A 19,558-nucleotide genomic window follows, 5' to 3' on the forward strand; every position below is an offset into this window, starting at 1 on the left:
CGTGAATGGGTGGAGTGAAGCCGGACCGGGCGCTCTCAGCTTTTCAGTTCCGCCTCGGCGGCGGCCAGCCGGGCAAATTCCTCTTCGGGAGCACCGGCCACAATGTGGTGACGGCTGTAAAACCAGTAGTACAGCAGGGCCGCGCCAAAGATTCCCGCAGTGATTGATGCCGCAAGCACGTCGACGACAAAAGTGGCGACGACGGCGACGGCGGCGAGTGCCAGCGCAACGGAGGTCGTCACCACACCTCCAGGCGTCCGGTAGCCCCGGGGAAGATCCGGTTCCTTCTTCCGCAGCACAATGTGGGACAGGTTGAGCAGGACGTAGGAGACTGTAGCGCCGAATACTGCGATGTTGATCAGGAGTCCGCCGTTACCCGTGGCGGCGGCCAGGATGAACCCCACGGTGCCGGGGATGATCAGCGCCCAGTAGGGTGTGCGTCGGTTGCCCGTCAGCGACAGCCACCGGGGAAGGTACCCGGCGCGGGAAAGGGCGAACAATTGGCGCGAGTAGGCGTAGATGATTGAGAAGAAGCTGGCCACAAGACCGGCAAGACCCGCGTAGTTGACGAATTCGGCGAGGACGGAGTTTTCGCCGTAGACCAGGCGCAGGGCTTCCGGGAGAGGGTTGTCGGAGGTGCTCATGGCTTCCGATCCGCCTGCACCCGGCACCAGAACAAGCATCAGAGCGCCGAAAACCACGAGGATCAGCATGGCGACGATGATGCCCCGCGGCATGTCCTTCTTTGGGTCAGCGGTTTCCTCGGCAGCTAATGGAACACCTTCGATCGCCAGAAAGAACCAGATCCCGTAGACGAGGGCGCCCACGACGCCGCTGATTCCCATCGGAAGGAATGCGCTGGAGGCCGGCGAACCGTCAGGAACAATGTCGAAGAGGTTCGCCGCGCTGACGTGGGGAAGCAGGCCAATGACTGCGGCCACCAATGCAACGACGGCTATAGCCGTGATCGCGAAGATCAGTCGAAGGGCCTCACCCACACCCCGGAGATGAATTCCGACGAACATTGCGTAGGTCACCAGATAGACGGGCCAGGAGTTTGTCAGACCGAAGAGTCCGAGGGCCTCGACGTAACCACCGATGAAGATCGCAATCGCCGCTGGGGCGACCGCGTATTCGATCAGCACGGCCATTCCGGTGGCGAATCCTCCCAACGGTCCCAGTGCACGCCGGGCGAACCCGTACCCTGCGCCAGCGGCAGGCAATGTCGATGATAGTTCGGCCAGGCCGAAGACCATGCACGTGTACATGATCCCCATCAACACAAACGCGATGAGGAGCCCGCCCCAGCCGCCTTCTGCAAGACCCAGGTTCCATCCAGCGAAGTCTCCCGAGATAACGTACGCCACCCCCAGGCCTGCCAACAGCACCCACCCGGCGGCCCCGCGTTTAAGCTGGCGGTGCTGGAGGTATGTTTTCTCGGAGTCTGGCTGTTTCGATGACATGACGTTCCCTTCTCCAAAGGCCGTAATGGTCTTTTATTAGTCCATGAGGTTCGTTTCAGTGTGAGCTATCTCATGAAATTCGTCAATGGCCGGTCAGTCCAATCATTGGCTCGGTTTCAGACCGGAATAGGATGATGGCATGGAAGCCGAATCTTTTGAGGGCGCCGCCCGGTTCCTCCGACCGGTCCGACAGGGAAATGCCTTCGAGGAAACTATCGAGATGCTGCTGCGGAACATCAAACTGGGAATCCTCGCGGCCGGCGACAAGCTCCCCGCCGAGCGTGAGCTCGCCGATTTGCTCGGAGTGTCGCGTGCGACTCTGCGTGAGGCTCTCGCCGAACTGCAAAAAGCCGGATATGTCGATGTAAAGCGTGGTCGTTACGGTGGCACATACATCGCGCAGAACCGGCTCCCCGGTCCGGACGGGTTTCCCAGCATCAGCTCCGAAGAGGTTGAGGATGTGCTGATTCTCCGCGGTGTGCTGGAGCCAGCTGCGGCTTCCCTGGCGGCCAAGGCAGAGTTGTCCCCTCCCCAGCGCCAGCACCTACTCGACTCTCTGGCGGAGGTAGCAGGGGCATCGGCTAATGCCTACCGACCCAAGGATGCAAGGTTCCATGTGGCCATCGCGGAAGTCAGCGGCTCGCCGAGCCTGGCGGCCGCCGTGGCTGATGCCCGCGCCAGAGTCAGCGATCTCCTGGACTGCATCCCCCTGCTGGAACCCAATCTTGAGCATTCAAACCAGCAGCACCAGAGAATCGTCGATGCTATTTTATGCGGTAACCACGAGGAAGCCTACGGGGCCACCCAGGATCACCTGCAGGGGACAGCCTCGCTGCTTCATGGGTTTCTCGGCACTCCTGAACCCTCCACGCGGGACTCCCCACACGGATCCGGGCCTCGCCCTGGTGAATGAACCAGGTCACGGCGCCTGCGCACCATTCGTTTCCTCCTCTTTGGGCTGCCACCGCCCGGTAGGCTTAGCCCCATGCTGAACACCCCCTGGGACACCGGATCTGACCTCTACCGGAAGCTGGTTATCGCCGCCCTCGTGCTGACCGGTGCCGGAATCCTGATCGCTGTCCTCGGGGCCGCTGCCGGCAGCAATGCAACGGTCTTTACTGGAATCCCGGTACTCGCAGCGGGGTTGGTGACGCACCTGGCAGGCATGGTGGTGCGCGCGCGGGACGCCAAGCGCAGGCATCAAGCACACACCCAGAAGAAGTAACCCACCTGCACTAGGCTGGGAACGAATTCCGACCGCATCCGTCAGGAGCCCCATGACCATCAATCCAGAGCTGCAGGGCCGCAGCTATCCTGCCGGCCCCGCGTACCTTGTGGGCCGCGAGAAAATCCGTGAGTTTGCGCGGGCCGTGAAGGCCACCCACCCGTCGCACTACGACGTCGAAGCCGCTCAGGACCTCGGCCACCGGGACCTGGTGGCTCCACCCACCTTCGCCATCATCATCGCCCAACTGGCCGATGCCCAGCTAATCAACGACCCCGACGCCGGCATCGACTTCAGCCGTGTGGTGCACGCCGACCAGCGGTTCAGCCACCACCGGGCCATCGTGGCCGGCGATGAGCTGGTGGCCGAGCTACATGTCGACACCGTCCGGGCGATGGGCGGCGGCGCGATGATCACTACCCGCGCCGAAATCTCGACCACCGATGGCGAAAAGACCGCCACCACCACGTCATCGCTGTTGGTGCGCGGAGAGGAACAGTAATGGGCATCGCTATCGCGGACCTCAGTGTCGGCCAGGAGATCGGCGCCGCCACAGTTGAGGCCACCCGCCAGGACCTCGTCAGGTATGCCGGAGCCTCGGGCGACTTCAACCCGATTCACTGGAACTCCGACTTTGCGCAGGGCGTGGGCTTGCCGGGCGTCATCGCCCACGGCATGTTCACCATGGGGGCCGCGGTCCAGCTGGTCACCGACTGGGTGGGCGACCCTGCAGCCGTCGTCGACTATCAGACGCGGTTCACCAGGCCGGTCATCGTTGACGACACCACCGCGGCCGGAACTCCTGGTGCTGTGATTGAGGTGGCGGGCAAGATCGGTGCAGTGGATCTGGACAATTCGACGGTCCGGGTGGATCTGACCGTGACGTGTGCCGGACAGAAGGTGCTGGTCAAGGCCCAGGCCGTGGTGCGCATCTGGTGACGCTTCTCTCCTCGCTCACAACGGCCGGCGTCGGCGGCCCGGCGCGTACCTACGTCGAGGCGCGCTCCGAGGCAGAGATTATCGACGCCGTCCGGTCCGCGGATGCTGCCAGCGACCCCCTGCTGATTATCGCTGGCGGGTCAAACCTCATCATCGCCGACGACGGCTTCGCCGGCACCGTGGTGCGGCTGGCGTCGACCGGATTTGTGGTGAACGACGACGACGCCACGTGCGGTGGGGTGATGGTGAAGGCGGAGGCGGGCCAGCCCTGGGACGCCCTCGTCGAGTACACAGTGCTGCACGCCTATTCCGGGCTGGAAGCGTTGTCGGGCATTCCGGGGTCCACCGGTGCCACCCCGGTGCAGAACGTCGGGGCCTACGGCTGCGATGTCTCGCAGACCCTCGCCACCGTTCGAACCTGGGATCGCGAAACCAATTCTGTTAAGTCCTTTACGAATTTCGAGCTGAAGTTCGGGTACCGGGATTCGATACTGAGACGCACCACACTGAACGGCTCACCGCGGTACGTGGTGCTGACCGTCGAGTTCCAGCTGGCGTTGGGTCGGATGAGCGCTCCCGTGCGGTACGCGGAGCTGGCTCGGGAGGTCGGTGTAGTCACCGGTGAACGGACCTACGCGAACGATGTCCGGCGGGCTGTCCTGAAGCTGCGCGCCGCCAAGGGGATGGTGCTTGACCCTCACGACCGCGACACGTTCAGCACTGGCTCCTTCTTCACCAATCCAGTTGTTGACGCTGCAACTACCGCGACGCTGCCGGACGACGCTCCCCGGTATCCCACTGCCCTCGACGGACGGGTCAAGCTCTCGGCCGCCTGGCTGATCGATCAGGCTGGATTCGGGAAGGGTTTTGGGCTAGCGGAGGACGCCGGCTTTGCTGCGGCGGGAGGCCGGGCCTCGCTGTCGACCAAGCACACCCTCGCCGTCACCAACCGGGGGAGCGCCTCGGCCGCCGATCTCCTGGCGATCGCAGCGCTGGTGGCCGACGGCGTCGAGGACCGGTTCGGGATCCGCCTGCACCCCGAGCCGCTACTGATCGGCTGCACGCTCTAGCGAGGGACCGCGTCCCAACTCTCGGGGTACGGTGCCGGGGTGCCGCGGCTGACCCCGGTTAGAGGTTCCCGGTGGCGATCAGGAGCATCCGGCGCAGCGGTTCGGCGGCGCCCCACAGCAGCTGATCTCCCACGGTGAAGGCGCTCAGGTACTGCGGACCCATTTCGAGTTTGCGAAGTCTTCCCACGGGGATGGTCAGCGACCCAGTCGCGGCAACAGGAGTAAGGCGGGCCAGCGTGGCTTCCTTAGTGTTGGGGATGACCGTTGCCCACTCGTTGTCGGCGTCGATGAGCCGTTCGAGCTCGGCCAGCGGTACGTCTTCGTTCAGTTTCAGGGTCAGCGCCTGGGAATGGGAGCGCATGGCACCGATCCTGACGCACAGCCCGTCGAACGGTATCCGCGCGCCGTCGGTACCATCGGTGCCCAGGATTTTGTTGGTTTCGGCGCCAGCCTTCCACTCCTCCTTCGACATCCCGTTGCCCAGATCGGCGTCGATCCAGGGGATGGCCGATCCTGCCAGTGGCACACCAAACTGTGAGGCGTCCATGCCCGGGTTGCGCTGCTGCGCGAGGACCGCCTGATCGATGGCGAGGATGGCCGACGCCGGATCATCAAGGTTGGGTGCAACCGCGCCGTGGATGGCGCCAAACTGGTTCAGTAGCTCACGCATGTGGCGGGCGCCGCCGCCGGAGGCCGCCTGATACGTCATCGAAGTTCCCCACTCGACGAGGCCGTTGCGGAACAGGCCGCCAAGACCCATCAGCATGCAGGACACCGTGCAGTTCCCGCCGATGAAGTTACGCACGCCCCGCGAGAGTCCGGCGTCGATGACATCCCGGTTCACCGGATCCAACACAATGATGGAGCTGGTCTCCATCCGTAGCGTTGACGCCGCGTCGATCCACAGACCGTCCCAGCCGCTGTCGCGTAGCTTCGGGTAGACCTCCGCGGTGTAGTCCCCACCCTGGGCGGTGACGATGATGGACAGCTTGGCCAGCGCGTCGACGTCGTCCGCGTCCTGAAGTGCAGGGGCGCCTTCAGCGAACGACGGCGCCGCACCCCCGGCATTCGACGTGGAGAAGAACACGGGGTTGATCAGGTGGAAATCGCCCTCATCCTGCATGCGCTGCATCAGGACGGAGCCAACCATGCCGCGCCAGCCCACGAAACCGACGCTTGGCGCAATTGAGGAACCATTTACTGCAGAAGTCATGCTGCCAGTCTAGGTCAGCACGTCCGGGAGGCCCGATTGGTTACGAACAGCCTCCCGGACGGATCCAGTTAGTCCCGGTCCCGCGTCCACAGGCTGATCCGGTAGCGCGTGCCATTGGCACCGGAAAGCCAGCCCTTATGGGGGGTCACGCCGTCGAGTTGCCAGTCCGGGCCGAGCGTCGGCGCGAACGTATCGCCCTTGGTGGTGGACTCGATCATCGTGACGACTGCGGCCTGGGCCACCGGCAGGGCGGCCTCGTAGATCTGCCCGCCGCCGATCACCCAGATCTGTTCGGCGCCGGGACTGCGCCGGGCTTCGTCAAGAGCGTCTTCCAGGGAGTCGACGACGACGGCGCCCGTCAGGTCGCCGGCCTCCAGCGCGTGACGACTCACCACAATGTTGGTCCGGTCCGGGAGGGGGCGGTACTTGGCGGGAAACGACTGCCAAGTGTGCCGACCCATGATGACCGGGTGGCCGGAGGTGGTCCGTTTGAAATGTTCCATGTCTTCGGGAAGGCGCCATGGCATGCCCCCGTCTTTCCCAATGACCCCGTTCTCCGTCTGGGCCCAGATCATGCCGATGAACGGCTCCCGTCCAATGGCGTCGATGATGCCGCGGTTGGTTGAAGTCATACGGCGATCGGTGCCTTGATGGTGGGATGGTGCTGGTAATTCACCACGTCAAAGTCCTCCAGCATGTAGTCGAAGATGCTCTCTGGTTTACGGTTGATCAGCAGCTGTGGATTGGGGTACGGCTGCCGGGTCAGTTGTTCTTTCACCTGCTCGACGTGATTGTCGTAGATGTGGACGTCGCCGCCGGTCCAGACCAGTTCGCCGGGTGCCAGCCCCACCTGTTGGGCGACCATCAGGGTGAGTAGCGCGTAGGAGGCGATGTTGAACGGGACGCCGAGGAAGGTGTCGGCCGAACGCTGGTACAGCTGGCAGGACAGCTTCCCATCCGCGACGTAGAACTGGAAAAACGCGTGGCATGGGGGGAGCGCCATATTGTGCAGCTCCGACACGTTCCAGGCCGAGACCAGGTGCCGGCGGGAATCCGGGCTGACCTTCAGCGCTTCGACTACCTGGGCGATTTGGTCGATGTGGCCGCCGTCGGGGGTTGGCCAGGAGCGCCATTGGACGCCGTAGACGGGGCCGAGTTCGCCGTCGTCGCCGGCCCATTCGTTCCAGATTTTGACGCCGCGTTCCTGCAGCCACGAGACGTTGGAATCGCCGCGGAGGAACCAGAGCAGCTCCAGCGCAACGGATTTGAAGTGGACGCGTTTGGTGGTGACCAGCGGGAAGGAGCCAGCGAGGTCGAAGCGCAACTGTCTTCCGAAAACACTGCGGGTTCCGGTGCCGGTGCGGTCGGTCTTGACCGCCCCGTTGGCCATCACATCGCGTAGCAGGTCCTCATACGGTGTGGGGCTGGGATGTGAACTCACGCATTCCACTCTAGTGGCAGGGCTCTGCGCGACCCCAAAATCGCTCCGGCGTGGTGCCGGTGTCACCAGTGGGCCGTCGTCGGGAATGTTTGGCGCAGCTGTGGTGGGTTGTAGCGCCCCGAACCGGCGTCGTCGCGAACTTCTGTGCACGTGTGGTGGGTCAACCCGCCCCGCACCCGCCACAGCTGCACACCTCCTGGCGGTCACCCGCCACAGCTGCGCAGTCGGCGTGTCGACTTCCACATGGCGGTCGCCGACAGGGGAGCACTGCCTCGCCGTCACCGTCGGACCGACTAGTGGGCCCGGACCAGCTCAAGGAGGTGGTCTTCACGTATTCAGGCGGCCCGCGCTGTCTGCCGCAGGCTAGTCGTCGTAGGCCCTGAACTGCTCCACTGCGACGATGCGCCCGGGGGTTTTAGTGCTCACGTGGGAGATCAGCACCTCGCCGGGAGCGAGGTACGGGTCATCCACCGGCAGCACGGTGGAGAGCGACTCCGGCAGGTGACGGCGGAGCACGCCGAAGACGAGCGGGAGTACCGGGCGATGGGTGCACAGCGCAACGGGCCGGCGTCTGTCGAAAAGCTTCTCGACGGTCGACCGGGCCTTGTCCGGTTTGCGGGCCGCATTTCGCTCGGTGATGGAGTCAGCAAGTTTGAGCTTGATGTCCCTGGACTTGCGGTACGGAGCGATGGTCTGGACGCAGCGCTCCCAGGGGCTACTCACCACCCACGACGGGCCCCAGGCTTCGAGCAGACGGCTCACCGCTGCGGCCTGGCGTCGACCGGTTGCCGCCAACGGGCGATCCCCTTCGGCCCGGGTCCAGGAAGAGCGGGGTTTAGCCTTGGCGTGGCGGACCACGATCAGCGGCCAGGTCTCCAGCTGCTCGGCCTCGTGTGCTGCGACGAGCGACCCGAGAGGCTCCTGATCCGTGGGGTTGGTCAATAGTTCAACGGCGCGGGTTGGTGTGACCCACGAGAATTCGTCTACCTCCTTGCCATCCGGGCGAACCTCCGCACGCTCGATGTGTGCCGCCCAGTAGTAGACCACCTTCGGCCCCGAGGCCACCGGGTACCGGGTCGACCCCAGGGGAATACCCAGGGAAATGCGGAGGCCCACCTCCTCCTCGACCTCCCTGACGGCACATTCGGGGGTGGTTTCGCCGGGGTCGATCTTGCCTTTGGGCCATGACCAGTCCGAATACTGCGGACGGTGAATCAGGAGCACCTCAAGGTGTCCCTGTTCCTTCCGCCAACAGATAGCGCCGGCAGCGATGACCGACGGCGCCGCGTCCTCAGGGGGTGAGGCCACCGCTTCGACGATCGGCTCCATCAGTGGCGGACCGCCGACCGGTTGCGTGCGCGGGATGCCAGCAGCCAGCTCTGGACGTCGCTCAGCGGGGCACCGTCGGCGTCCTTATGGTGCCGGGTCCAGCTTCCGGCCTTATCGAGGTGCCAGCTCGCAGTACCTTCGTCCATGTACCGGTCGATCAGGGACATGAGATAGCTGATGTCCTCGGGTGCGCTGAGTTGCACGAGGGCCTCCACCCGGCGGTCAAGGTTCCGGTGCATCATGTCCGCGGACCCGATGAACACGGCGGGGTCCCCGCCGTTGGCGAACGCGAAGACCCGCGAGTGTTCAAGGAACCGGCCCAGGACTGACCGGACTGTGATGTTTTCGCTGAGACCAGGAACGCCGGGGCGCACCGAGCAGATACCTCGGACGATCACGTCCACCGTCACGCCAGCCTGCGAGGCACGGTAGAGGGCGTCAATAATGGCTTCGTCGACGATCGAGTTGACCTTCACCACCACCCGCGCCGCCAGCCCCGCCTTCTGGTTGGCGATCTCGCGTTCAATCCGGTCTATCAGACCGGAACGCACCGACCGTGGGGCGACCAGCAGCCGCTTGAACGTGGACTTCGGCGCATACCCCGAGAGCTGGTTGAACAGCCGGGATAGATCCTGGCCCACCTGCTCATTGGCGGTCAGCAACCCGAAATCTTCGTAATAGCGGGCGGTTCGTGGGTGATAGTTGCCGGTTCCGATGTGGCAGTAGCGGCGGAGCCCGTCGATTTCCTGACGGACCACGAGGGACAGCTTGCAGTGGGTTTTCAGCCCCACAATTCCATACACCACGTGGACGCCTGCCTGCTCCAGCTTCCGGGCCCAGGAAATGTTGGCTTGCTCGTCGAAGCGCGCCTTGATCTCGACCAGGGCCAGCACCTGCTTGCCGGATTCGGCCGCGTCGATCAGCGCATCGACGATCGGCGAGTCCCCCGACGTGCGGTACAGGGTCTGCTTGATCGCCTGCACCTTGGGATCATTCGCTGCCTGCTCCAGGAACGCCTGGACCGAGGTGGAGAACGAATCGTACGGGTGGTGCAGCAGGATGTCCCGGCGTCGCATGGCCGCGAACACGTTCGCAGCCTTCGACGTTTCGCTCTCGTTAAGATCCCGGCTCGTGTGCGGGACGTGCTTGGGGTAGCGGAGTTCGCCGCGGTCAATCCGGCCGATCACGCTCAGCCCCCGGAGGTCCAGCGGCGCAGGCAACCCGTACACCTCGTCCTCCTCCACCCCGAGCTCGCGGGACAGCAGGGCACGGATACTCGGGTTGATGTCGGTGGTGACCTCCAGCCTGACCGGTGGCCCGAACCGGCGCCGCAGCAACTCCTTTTCCAGCGCTTGCAGGAGGTTCTCGGCGTCGTCCTCCTCTACCTCCAGGTCCTCGTTGCGGGTCACCCGGAAGGTGTGGTGTTCAAGCACTTCCATGCCCGGAAACAGTTGGTCCAGGTGCACGGCAATGACGTCTTCCAGCGGGATGAACCGCGCCGTGCGCCCCGTGACGTTACCTGCGCGCGGGCCGTCCACGGAGATCAGGCGGGGGAGCTGGTCGGGCACCTTGACGCGGGCAAAGAGTTCCTTTTCGCTCACCGGATTGCGGACGACGACGGCGAGGTTCAGTGACAGCCCTGAAATGTAGGGGAAGGGGTGGGCCGGATCCACAGCGAGCGGCGTCAGGATAGGGAAGACCTTTTCGGCGAAGAGCTTGTTCAGCTCGGCGCGGGCGGCGTCGTCGAGTTCGTCCCAGGTGGTCAGGTGGATATTCTCGGCGGCCAATGCAGGCCGGATGTTCTCCGCGAACACTGCCGCGTGCCGCTGCTGCAGCTTGTAGCCGTCGGCCATGATCTGCTCGAGTTGCTCGATGGGGCTCAGCCCAGCGGCTGACGGGACAGCCAGCCCGGTGGCGATCCGTCGTTTCAATCCGGCGACGCGCACCATAAAGAACTCGTCCAGGTTGGACGCAAAGATGGAGAGGAAGCTGACGCGCTCCAACAGGTACAGGTCGGGGTCTTCGGCGAGCTCAAGAACCCGTGCGTTGAAGTCGAGCCAACTCGATTCCCGGTCCAGGAACCGGTCGGGCGTGATGGCGCCCTCCGGAAGCAGGCTGGGCGCGAACTCCGGGATGTCGATGCGGTCCTGGGTGGCACGCGCGGGTGCAACCTCGGACGAGCCATACCGAGCCGGAACGCGTGCTGCGGTTTCGGGGTCCATGATGTCTCCTGACAGCGGGTGGGTTGCCGTTATCCGCCCCTCTCTCAAGGGGTTTAACGGCATCAGGATCCACCTTACAAGCTCGCCCCGGCAACCTGGGGCGCGTACATGACGTCAACATCCCAGCGGGTGAAGCCCAGCTTGCGGTAGAGCGCCACCGCAGCGGTATTGTCGGCGTCGACATAGAGCATGATCGCCTGCAGACCCAGCGAATGGAGGTGCTCAATCCCAGCAATGGTGAGCGCCTTACCCAGTCCCATTCCCTGCGCCTCGGGAGTGACCCCGACAACATAGACCTCGCCGAGCGCGGGATGGTCTCCGGACCGCGGATGCACCTTGGTCCAGTGGAAGCCGAGCAACCTCCCGTCGGCTTCCCGCACCGCCAGCAGGAACCCCGACGGATCGAACCAGTCCTCGGCCATCCGCGACTGAAGGTCCTCCAGCGTGGTCGCGCCCTGCTCGGCATGGTGGGCGAACGCCGCTCGGTTCGCGGCAAGCCAGGCCTGTTCGTCGACGCCAGCTTCGAAGGCGCGCAGGACGACGCCGTCGGGAAGGGCGATCGCGTTAGCGGTTGGGGCGAGCACGGAGGCTTCCAGGGCGGCCCGACTCTGGCGCATCCGCCACAGCTCCCGGACGGGAACGAATCCGTTCTTGACCGCCAGGCTGACGGCAGCCGCATGGTTGCCGTGGGACCAGGCACGCAGCGCTGGCAAACCGTGAGCCTTGACGGCGTCGGCGAGTGCGCTCCCGACCCCCTGGCTGCGATAGGTGGGCCGCACCACCAGCTCGATCACCCCGGGGTCGTCGTCGTCGGTTCCCTCGCGGGGCAGGCTGATCACCGCCACCCCGGCGAGCTCTTCGACCTCCTGGGAGGCGGCGTCACTGGCGGCGGCAGCCGGTTCTCTCCCGCCTGCCGCTGGCGATTTCTCGTCGACGGCGTAGGTAGCGAAGATCAGTAGGGATTCGGGGTGGGCGCCAGCGGTCTTCAGATTGACCAACGTCTGCTCGGATAACGGCGGATTGCCGTCGGCTTCTGCTGCGGCCGTGGCGAGTCCGAGGATGTCCTGCAGGAATCGTGGCTCGGGAACGCCAGCGGTATGAAGGATAGGCCAGGTAGGGACATGAGCTGTGGTCATGCAGCCAGCCTAACCCTCATGGGCGCCAGCCGTGGGGCTGGTTTTGGCGTGGCGCCGCTAGTACGGTAGCGTAGGTGATCGTTCACGGGGGATGCACCAGTGGGGTGCCCGCGATACGTTCGACCCGTATGTCCTCCACCAGGTACTACCAGCGAAGTCCCTTTTCCACGACAGTGGGGGAGGGGCTTCGCTGGTTAAGCCGGCGGCCCAGGTCAATACATTTAGGCGTCGACGGCCGGGCGGTCGTCAGTTGAGCGGCTGAGCGTGAACCGGTACCCCACATTGCGGACCGTCCCAATCAGCTGCTCATGGTCGGCGCCCAGTTTGGCCCTGAGTCGCCGTACGTGAACGTCGACGGTGCGGGTCCCCCCGTAATAGTCGTAGCCCCACACCTCGTGCAGCAACTGGTCACGGGTGAACACCCGGCCTGGGTGCTGAGCAAGATATTTGAGCAGCTCGAATTCCTTGTAGGTCAGGTTCAACGGTTCTCCGCCCACCCGGGCGGTGTAACTGGCCTCGTCGATCACGACGCCGGAGGCCCGGATCTCGCTACTGGTCTCTGACTCTGCAGCACTGGTCCTCGCGATGACCAGGCGGAGCCGCGCCTCCACCTCGGCGGGCCCAGCAGAGTCGAGGACGACGTCGTCGGCCAACCAGTTAGCGGCGACGGCGGCCATCCCACCCTCGGTGAGCACCAGCATCAGGGGTGCACTGAGACCGGTGGCCTTTAGAAGCTGCGTCAGCGATCGCGCTCCGACCATGTCCTTGCGTGCATCGACCATCACCACATCGCAGGGTTCGGTTTCCAGTAGCGCCGTCGGCTCGGCGGGCAGAATATGCACCTTGTGGTTGAGCAGCTCAAGCGCGGGCAGCACACCCACCGACGAGCCGGGGCTATTAGTCAACATCAGGATGTGCGGCATGTGTCCTCCATATACTCGGACGCGCATCATCGGGCGACTGCGTCGGGCAGACGGAGTAGGTCGGGTGCTCCGCAGCCCTTGCAGATTTCGTCCAGTATACCGGGTGTGATGCTCCGCACCCCGGGGCGCCGTTTTCACTTGCCGGAGCGGTAAGGCAGTATTGCTCGGGTGAGAATATGGAGTGTAGCCATTGCGGCGGCAGTTGCCGTCATCTCAATCGTGGTTGCTTCCTACGTCTCCCTTGGTGCCCTGGCGGGCGTCGCTGCGGTCCTGATCCTGGCGTGCGCCATTGGCTGGCCCCATGTGCTGGGCGTTCCAGCCAGGAAGAGCCAGTCTGCAGTCATCGGACTTAGCGCGCTGGCCGCCACGGCTGCGGCCCTCACTGTCCCTGACACCGACTTCATGCGGTGGATGCCTGTCGCGACGGCCCTCGGCCTAGGCGGGATATTCCTCATCCAGCTGTTCCGCGGTACCGGCCAGAGCCACCGCCTCGAGTCCACCCTCGGCGCCGGAGTTGGCGTATTCCTGGCCTGCCTCGGCTCGGGCTGGGTTGCCGCCGACCGGTTGGCAGTCAACGCCGGGAACTCCGGCATGATGCTGGTCACCGGGATCAGCGTCATCATCGCTCTCGCCGTGTCGCTGCTGCCCTGGCCAGATCGCATCATCGCACCGCTGGGAACCGCGCTGGCCGCAACCGCCGGACCACTTGGGGCCATTCTGTTCACCGACGTTTCCGGGCTGGCCGCAGGCATCATCGGAGCGGGCAGCGGAGCCGTGGTGGTGTGTGCCCGCCGGCTTTTCCTGGCCCGCGAAACGCCGGTGAACTTGCCGGCGGCACTGTCGATCGGCGTCGCGCCGATCCTCGTAATTGGCTCGCTCGTTTACTTCCTGAGCAAGCTGCTCACCGCCTGATTGACCTGCCCGCCTCCCCGCCTGTTTCACTCCCGGACCGCCCGCCTCGCTCCGTCACGGCGATGAGGTCGAGAGCCGCCGATGCGTCGCGTTAGGATGGACGCATGTCGATTCTTGCGCTTGAAATCTTCTTCATTGGACTGTTGGTGCTCGCTTCACTGGCGATGGCTGGAGTGGCGGCCCTGGTGATCAGCCGCCTGTACAAGGGCCAGAAGTAAGGCTGCCACCTCACTATGTCGTTTGAGATTCCCACCGACCTCACGCCCGAGTTGGTTCCGTTGTCCTGGCTGTTGGGAGCCTGGGAGGGCTCCGGCCGGCTCGGCGAAGGCTCATCGGAGTCCGAGCACTTTGAGCAACGTGTCACCTTCACCCAGAACGGGCTGCCGTACCTCAAGTACACGGCCGAGAGTTGGCTGACCGATGAGCTGGGGACCCGCCTGCGCCCCCTGTCGGTGGAAAGCGGATTCTGGGCGCTGGACCGCAAGCTAAACGACGCCGACGGCGGCCCCGGTCTCGAACCAGCCGATATTGTTCCCGCGCTGAAGAGCGCCGACGAGGTGGAACAGCTCCGTAACGCCGAGGACGGCTTCGACATTACCGCCACTATCGTGCACCCCGGCGGAATCGCTGAACTGTATTACGGGGTGATCAAGGGCCCGCAGATCCAGCTCAGCACCGACTTGGTGATGCGCGGCCAGAATTCCAAAGAGTACACAGCCGCCACGCGGTTGTATGGCCTGGTGGAGGGCGACCTCTACTGGCGGTGGGACGTGGCCGCCGATGGTCAACCACTCAAGGCCCATGCATCGGCGATTCTCAAAAAAGAATCCTAAACTGCCGTGCCCTCTCGGGCAGGGCAAAGGAATACGCCAAGCCCAAGGACGCGTTGATACCATCATGACCTACCTCAGCCCACTGCTGTCTCTGCCCGGCGCGGTAGCCGCTGGCGCACCCGACCAGGGCACCGCCTCCCATTACGGCGACCCTTTCAGAGAGCAGCGCGCGCTGGCCCGCGGCACCGCCGTCGTGGACCTGTCCCACCGGGGCATCGTAACGGTATCCGGGCCGGACCGCCTGAGCTGGCTGAACACCCTCTCCTCCCAGCTCCTGTTGGGCTTGCAACCGGGTAGCAGCTCGGAGACGCTCCTGCTGAGCGTGCAGGGCAGGATTGAGTACAACGCCCGGGTGGTCGACGACGGGACCACCACCTGGCTGATCGTTGAAGGGTTCGAAGCGCCCGGCATGGCCGCCTGGCTGGACCGGATGAAGTTCATGCTTCGGGTCGAGGTCGCGGATGTGTCAGATACCTGGGCGGTCCTGGGTGCAGTGAAACCTGTTGCCACGCTATCCGAACGTCTCGTATGGGTTGACCCGTGGCCTCACATCGCCGAGGGCGGCTACGGCTACTCCGTGGTGACCGAAGAAAACCACCCCGGACTGGAACGCCCCTGGTTTGAGTATCCGGTCCCGCAAACCGCACTCGCGGATACCGTCGCCGCGCTCGGCGAGGCGGGGCTGAGCCTGGCCGGAGCGATGGCGTCCGAGGCGTTGCGCGTCGCCGCGTGGCGGCCCCGGGCCGGAGCCGAAACCGATGAGAAGACCATCCCCCACGAGTTGGATCTGATCCGCACCGCGGTCCACCTCTCGAAGGGGTGCTACAAGGGCCAGGAAACCGTGGCCCGGGTGCACAATCTGGGGCATCCACCCCGCCGCCTAGTCTTTCTGCAGCTTGACGGCAGCCAACATACCCTCCCCGCGGTGGGGAGCGCCGTCGTCGCTGGCGGTCGCACCGTCGGCACCGTGACGTCGGTGGCCCAGCACTACGAGATGGGGGCAGTGGCGCTCGCCGTCGTCAAACGCTCGGTTGACCCACTCGGTGACCTGGTGGTGCAGGACGGCGACGAGGCGTACGCCGCAGCCCAGGAGATCATTGTGGCGCCCGACGCCGGCCAGGTGGTGGGACGCGCCACTGGTTTCCTCAAAGGACGCCGGTGACCGTGACCGAGACTAGCTCGCCCGATGGCGGAGCCGATCAGGCTATCGCGCTGGCCCACCGGCTGTTCGACGCGGCACGCACCGGCGACGCGGCAACCCTGAGTCGATACCTTGACGCAGGAGTCCCGGCGACGCTGACCACCAGTGCCGGCGACAGTCTCCTGATGCTCGCCTCGTACCACGGACATGCGGGTATTGTGGCAGACCTGGCCGGGCGGGGCGTTGACGTCAATGCGGTCAACGACAAGGGTCAGACCCCACTGGCGGGAGTGGCTTTCAAGGGGTACCCGGACGTCGCCGACGTGCTCCTGGGCGCGGGGGCCGACCCCGATCAGGGCCACCCCACTGCGCGGCAGACCGCGCACATGTTCAAGCGCCGGGGGCTCCTCGACCTGTTCGGCCCGGCCTAAGCTTCAGCCGGTTGCAGCCTAGCTCGGCAGCAGCACGCTGGTTTGGCTGCCGCACCCGATGAAGCCCGCTCGTAGCGCCGTCCTGATGGATGCGGCGTTGTCGGTGCGCGCGCGCCACTGGGGTATCAGGCCCGCTGCCATGGCGTCCTCGACGGCTACCTTCGCGATGAAGGTAGCGTGCCCCTGTCCCCGCCGTTCGGGCGCTGTCAGGACCCCGAGATGAGCCAGGATACCGCTCCAGATGTCGTAGCCAGCGCCGGCGAACGGGGTGGGGGGAGCGGTCGCGTCGTCCACCAGGATGGTGCGATGCTCCAGCTCGCTCAGGCCCACCTCGGCAGTGTCGTCGGGAGGGCACAGTCGTTCCAGGTCGACGGCTAAGGCCAGGTCATCGCTCACCGCCACGTCGTCGCGGGGCTCAAGAGCTGGCAGGCTGTCGCAAAAGTACAGGTTCGCTTCGCCCAGACCACGCCCGCCATGCTCCCGGGTCAACCTCAGGAGAGTTGAGTGGCGGGCGAGGACGTCGCCGTCTAGTTCTGCTGCAGCGTCGAGCGCCCACCCCGGGCCCACGAGGGATTCCTCGCCGAACAACCGCACAAAGGTCAGCAGCTCGGCGTCGTCGTCCCTGCGGTAGATCCGCTCACCCGCCGCCTCGGCGAACGCCGTGTCGTCGAGCTGCAGGAGCCGGGACCACCCGAGCTGGATGATTGAGGCAGTGCCGGGGTCGAGTTCCATCTAGGCAACATTAGCCGAAGAGGATGGCTGCCTCGTCGTACCGCTGCTGGGGGACCACCTTCAAATTGCCCAGGGCGGCTTCAAAGCCCACCCGGGCGATTTCCGTGCCCTTCAGCGACACCATCGTGCCCCACAACCCGTCCACCACTGAATCGACTGCGGCCATCCCCAGACGCGTCGCGAGGACGCGGTCGAACGCCGAGGGGACCCCACCGCGCTGGATATGTCCCAGCACCGTGGCGCGGGTTTCGATTCCGGTGCGGGACTCGATTTCCGGGGCCAGCTGATCGGCGATCCCGCCGAGCCGTGGCCGGCCGAACGTGTCGAGGCCGCGCTCGGAGTGGGCCTGGTCCAGGTGATCGGGGACGAATCCTTCGGCGACCACCACGAGAGGCGCACGGCCACGATGATTGGCCTCGGTCACCCACTCGGCGATCTGCTCCAGGCTGGTCTGCTGCTCAGGGATGAGGATGGCATGGGCGCCGGACGCCATCCCGGCGTGCAGGGCGATCCAGCCCACGTGGCGTCCCATCACTTCGGCTACCATGCACCGGCTGTGGGACTCACCGGTGGTGCGCAGCCGGTCAATGGCCTCAGTGGCGATCTGCACCGCGGTGTCGAAGCCAAAGGTGTAATCGGTGGCGTCGAGATCGTTATCGACGGTCTTGGGGACTCCAACAATTTTCAGGCCGGCGTCGGTGAGCCGCTTGGCGGCAGCGAGGGTGCCTTCACCGCCGATGACGATCATCGCGTCGATGCCGAGCCGTTCAAGGGTGGCTTTGATCGCGTCGGGTCCACCGTTCCCCTCGAAGGGGTTGGTGCGGGAGGTCCCCAGAATGGTGCCGCCCTGCTTGGAGATACCGCGGACGGCGCTGCGCGGGAGGTCGATGATGTCACCCTCCACCACTCCACGCCAGCCGTCGCGGAACCCGACGAAGTCAAGGTTGTGGGTTTTGATGCCGTTGAGGACCGCCCCACGGATCACCGCGTTGAGTCCAGGACAATCGCCGCCGCTGGTGAGTATTCCGATTTTCATGGCGAGCCGGGTCCTTGCAGATTGGGGAGGGTGAACAGGTCAGAGCGCCCCATTGAGCTCAACTATGATTCTAAACACACATTGAGCGGCAGGGCTCTATCGGGGCCCGGGAGCCCGACTGTCGAGGATTCCGCATCCCATCGCCACGACCACGGCCCGTGTCTGGTCATCGACGTCCAGTTTGGCGAAAATGGGCAGCAGATAGGTCTTTACTGTGGTCTCCGCGATGTAGAGCCGCGCGGCAATGTCGGGGTTGCTCAGCCCCCGGGCTACGCACTGCAGCACCCCCGGTTCGCGCGGAGACAGCGCCGGCGGCGCAGGTGCTCGCATCCGGGACACCAACTTCGCTGCGATTGGCGGTGCGAGGACCGTCTCACCGCGGACCGCGGCGAACATGGTGCTGATGATTGTGTCCCCGGGAGTGTCTTTGAGCAGATTGCCCACGGCGCTGGCCTCGACGGCCCGCACAATATCGGAGTCGCCGTCGTAGGTGGTCAATACCAGCACTTTGGTGCCCGGCTGCGTCGAGAGAATGCGGGCGGTTGCGTCAGCTCCATCCAGAAGCGGCATGCGCAGGCCCATGAGGACGACGTCGGGAGCGACGGCGATCGCTGCGGCAACCGCTTCCTCCCCGTTGGCTGCCTCGGCGGCGACCACGATGCGGGGGTCGGAGGAGAGCAGGTTGATCAGTCCGGCACGCACCACCGGGTGGTCATCTACCACCAGCAGGCGCACCGATTCAGCGCCGGCCGGGCAGGTCTCCGCGGGGCCCGACCCGGGGTAGGTAGGGCTCACCTTGCCTCGGTCGGTGCACCAGCGTGTCACTCGGGCCCGCCAGGGTGAAAGGTCCGGTAGATCGAGCTGGGGTGTCCTGGTGCAGCAGGACACTGTCGAGACCCTGAGACTCCGGAGATGGCTGAGACCCCTGAGACCCCAACCCGCCGACCGATCCCCCAACCCGCCGAAGGGTTAGTTGTGGTGGGTTATCGGGCTAGTGAGGCGCCCGATCTAACGCCCCGGTGGGTGGGTTGTGGGGTTTTGTGCACGCCCCCGGTGGGCTGTGACCGGACCTTGAAAAATAGTTCAGAAAGTTTTTCTGTGCACCGGGTTTGGGCCCTAATAATGTCAGTGGCGGGTGATGGAATGGGGGTATGAAAAGCAGTACAGCTTCTCCTACCGGAACGGGATTCGTTCCCGAATCCGGTCCGGGTCCCGCCCCCAGTAGAGGGCCCACCGATACGTCTGCGGGTGCGTCCGATGAGACCTCCAATGGTCGGTCCGCGAACACGTCCGCGGGGGCGCCCGGCAGGTCTTCAGGCGGGACGTCTGGTGGGTATGGTCCTGGGGGTCCGTTGGGCGTCAGCGCGGTGTGGACTGCCCCGGTAGGTGATCCACCCGACGCCTCCGCTGATGCCTTTGCTGATGCTTCTTCTGACACCTCCGCTGACACCTCTGCTGGTGCCTTTGTTGGTGGCGGGCCTGACGCCGATTTTGGTGCTGGCCCTGATGCCG

The 19,558-nt window shown here is 65.0% G+C and carries 20 protein-coding genes; 9 read left to right on the plus strand and 11 right to left on the minus strand.

The window, feature by feature from the left end; all coding sequences use genetic code 11:
- Positions 1-35 precede the first annotated feature (35 nt).
- On the minus strand, positions 36-1,463 hold the full coding sequence (eat, locus tag ACX80G_RS13475) for an ethanolamine permease (RefSeq protein WP_459308156.1): 1,428 nt from the start codon (positions 1,461-1,463) through the stop codon (positions 36-38).
- Positions 1,464-1,602: 139 nt separating this feature from the next.
- Between eat and ACX80G_RS13480 the strand changes: the two genes are divergently transcribed.
- The 5 genes from ACX80G_RS13480 to ACX80G_RS13500 all read left to right on the plus strand — a co-directional run bounded on the left by ACX80G_RS13480 (position 1,603) and on the right by ACX80G_RS13500 (position 4,697).
- Entirely contained in the window at positions 1,603-2,376 is a 774-nt protein-coding gene (locus tag ACX80G_RS13480) for a FadR/GntR family transcriptional regulator (protein WP_459308157.1), read from the plus strand.
- Positions 2,377-2,448: 72 nt separating this feature from the next.
- Positions 2,449-2,688 carry a hypothetical protein gene (locus tag ACX80G_RS13485; RefSeq protein WP_459308158.1) on the plus strand — a complete coding sequence of 80 codons (240 nt, stop codon included), beginning with the start codon at positions 2,449-2,451 and terminating at the stop codon, positions 2,686-2,688.
- Positions 2,689-2,740: 52 nt separating this feature from the next.
- Positions 2,741-3,190, plus strand: a complete 450-nt coding sequence (locus ACX80G_RS13490; protein WP_459308159.1) for an FAS1-like dehydratase domain-containing protein — start codon at positions 2,741-2,743, stop codon at positions 3,188-3,190.
- Entirely contained in the window at positions 3,190-3,627 is a 438-nt protein-coding gene (locus tag ACX80G_RS13495) for a MaoC family dehydratase (RefSeq protein WP_459308160.1), read from the plus strand. Before ACX80G_RS13490 ends, ACX80G_RS13495 begins: the two co-directional genes overlap by 1 nt.
- Entirely contained in the window at positions 3,624-4,697 is a 1,074-nt protein-coding gene (locus ACX80G_RS13500; RefSeq protein WP_459308161.1) for a UDP-N-acetylmuramate dehydrogenase, read from the plus strand. Before ACX80G_RS13495 ends, ACX80G_RS13500 begins: the two co-directional genes overlap by 4 nt.
- A 58-nt stretch (positions 4,698-4,755) precedes the next feature.
- Here ACX80G_RS13500 and asd read toward each other — a convergent pair whose 3' ends face one another.
- From asd to ACX80G_RS13535, 7 genes are all read right to left on the minus strand, one after another.
- The gene (gene asd, locus ACX80G_RS13505) at positions 4,756-5,910 is read right to left on the minus strand and encodes an aspartate-semialdehyde dehydrogenase (RefSeq protein WP_459308162.1); all 1,155 of its coding nucleotides are present in this window, start codon (positions 5,908-5,910) and stop codon (positions 4,756-4,758) included.
- A 68-nt stretch (positions 5,911-5,978) separates the two neighbouring features.
- Entirely contained in the window at positions 5,979-6,542 is a 564-nt protein-coding gene (locus tag ACX80G_RS13510; RefSeq protein ID WP_459308163.1) for a dihydrofolate reductase, read from the minus strand.
- Positions 6,539-7,300 (minus strand): thymidylate synthase, encoded by a 762-nt coding sequence (locus ACX80G_RS13515; RefSeq protein WP_459308192.1) that lies wholly within the window; start codon positions 7,298-7,300, stop codon positions 6,539-6,541. Before ACX80G_RS13515 ends, ACX80G_RS13510 begins: the two co-directional genes overlap by 4 nt.
- Before the next feature lie 414 nt (positions 7,301-7,714).
- Positions 7,715-8,680, minus strand: a complete 966-nt coding sequence (locus ACX80G_RS13520) for an NUDIX hydrolase (RefSeq protein ID WP_459308165.1) — start codon at positions 8,678-8,680, stop codon at positions 7,715-7,717.
- Positions 8,680-10,902 (minus strand): RNA degradosome polyphosphate kinase, encoded by a 2,223-nt coding sequence (locus tag ACX80G_RS13525; RefSeq protein ID WP_459308167.1) that lies wholly within the window; start codon positions 10,900-10,902, stop codon positions 8,680-8,682. The genes ACX80G_RS13520 and ACX80G_RS13525 overlap by 1 nt, the downstream gene beginning before the upstream one ends.
- 74 nt (positions 10,903-10,976) lie before the next feature.
- Positions 10,977-12,038, minus strand: coding sequence for a mycothiol synthase (gene mshD / locus ACX80G_RS13530; protein WP_459308169.1), 1,062 nt, complete (start codon positions 12,036-12,038; stop codon positions 10,977-10,979).
- 221 nt (positions 12,039-12,259) lie between these two features.
- Positions 12,260-12,961: a winged helix-turn-helix transcriptional regulator gene (locus ACX80G_RS13535; RefSeq protein ID WP_459308170.1), complete on the minus strand. Its 702-nt coding sequence runs from the start codon at positions 12,959-12,961 to the stop codon at positions 12,260-12,262.
- Positions 12,962-13,129: 168 nt separating this feature from the next.
- On the opposite strand from ACX80G_RS13535, the gene ACX80G_RS13540 reads away from it, so the two are divergent.
- The 4 genes from ACX80G_RS13540 (at position 13,130) to ACX80G_RS13555 (ending at position 16,278) form a co-directional block, all read left to right on the plus strand.
- A complete protein-coding gene (locus ACX80G_RS13540; protein ID WP_459308172.1) occupies positions 13,130-13,873 on the plus strand; it encodes a hypothetical protein in 744 nt (247 codons plus the stop codon).
- 233 nt (positions 13,874-14,106) lie between these two features.
- On the plus strand, positions 14,107-14,706 hold the full coding sequence (locus tag ACX80G_RS13545; protein ID WP_459308174.1) for a nitrobindin family protein: 600 nt from the start codon (positions 14,107-14,109) through the stop codon (positions 14,704-14,706).
- 64 nt (positions 14,707-14,770) lie between these two features.
- Positions 14,771-15,868, plus strand: coding sequence for a CAF17-like 4Fe-4S cluster assembly/insertion protein YgfZ (gene ygfZ, locus ACX80G_RS13550; protein ID WP_459308176.1), 1,098 nt, complete (start codon positions 14,771-14,773; stop codon positions 15,866-15,868).
- Positions 15,869-15,870: 2 nt separating this feature from the next.
- The gene (locus tag ACX80G_RS13555; RefSeq protein ID WP_459308177.1) at positions 15,871-16,278 is read left to right on the plus strand and encodes an ankyrin repeat domain-containing protein; all 408 of its coding nucleotides are present in this window, start codon (positions 15,871-15,873) and stop codon (positions 16,276-16,278) included.
- 18 nt (positions 16,279-16,296) lie between these two features.
- Here ACX80G_RS13555 and ACX80G_RS13560 read toward each other — a convergent pair whose 3' ends face one another.
- From ACX80G_RS13560 to ACX80G_RS13570, 3 genes are all read right to left on the minus strand, one after another.
- Positions 16,297-17,010, minus strand: a complete 714-nt coding sequence (locus ACX80G_RS13560) for a GNAT family N-acetyltransferase (protein WP_459308179.1) — start codon at positions 17,008-17,010, stop codon at positions 16,297-16,299.
- Between the two features lie 10 nt (positions 17,011-17,020).
- The gene (locus tag ACX80G_RS13565; protein WP_459308181.1) at positions 17,021-18,046 is read right to left on the minus strand and encodes a 6-phosphofructokinase; all 1,026 of its coding nucleotides are present in this window, start codon (positions 18,044-18,046) and stop codon (positions 17,021-17,023) included.
- A 96-nt stretch (positions 18,047-18,142) separates the two neighbouring features.
- Positions 18,143-18,841: a response regulator gene (locus ACX80G_RS13570; RefSeq protein WP_459308183.1), complete on the minus strand. Its 699-nt coding sequence runs from the start codon at positions 18,839-18,841 to the stop codon at positions 18,143-18,145.
- Between the last annotated feature and the right edge of the window lie 717 nt (positions 18,842-19,558).

It is taken from the genome of Arthrobacter glycogeni, from assembly GCF_054510815.1.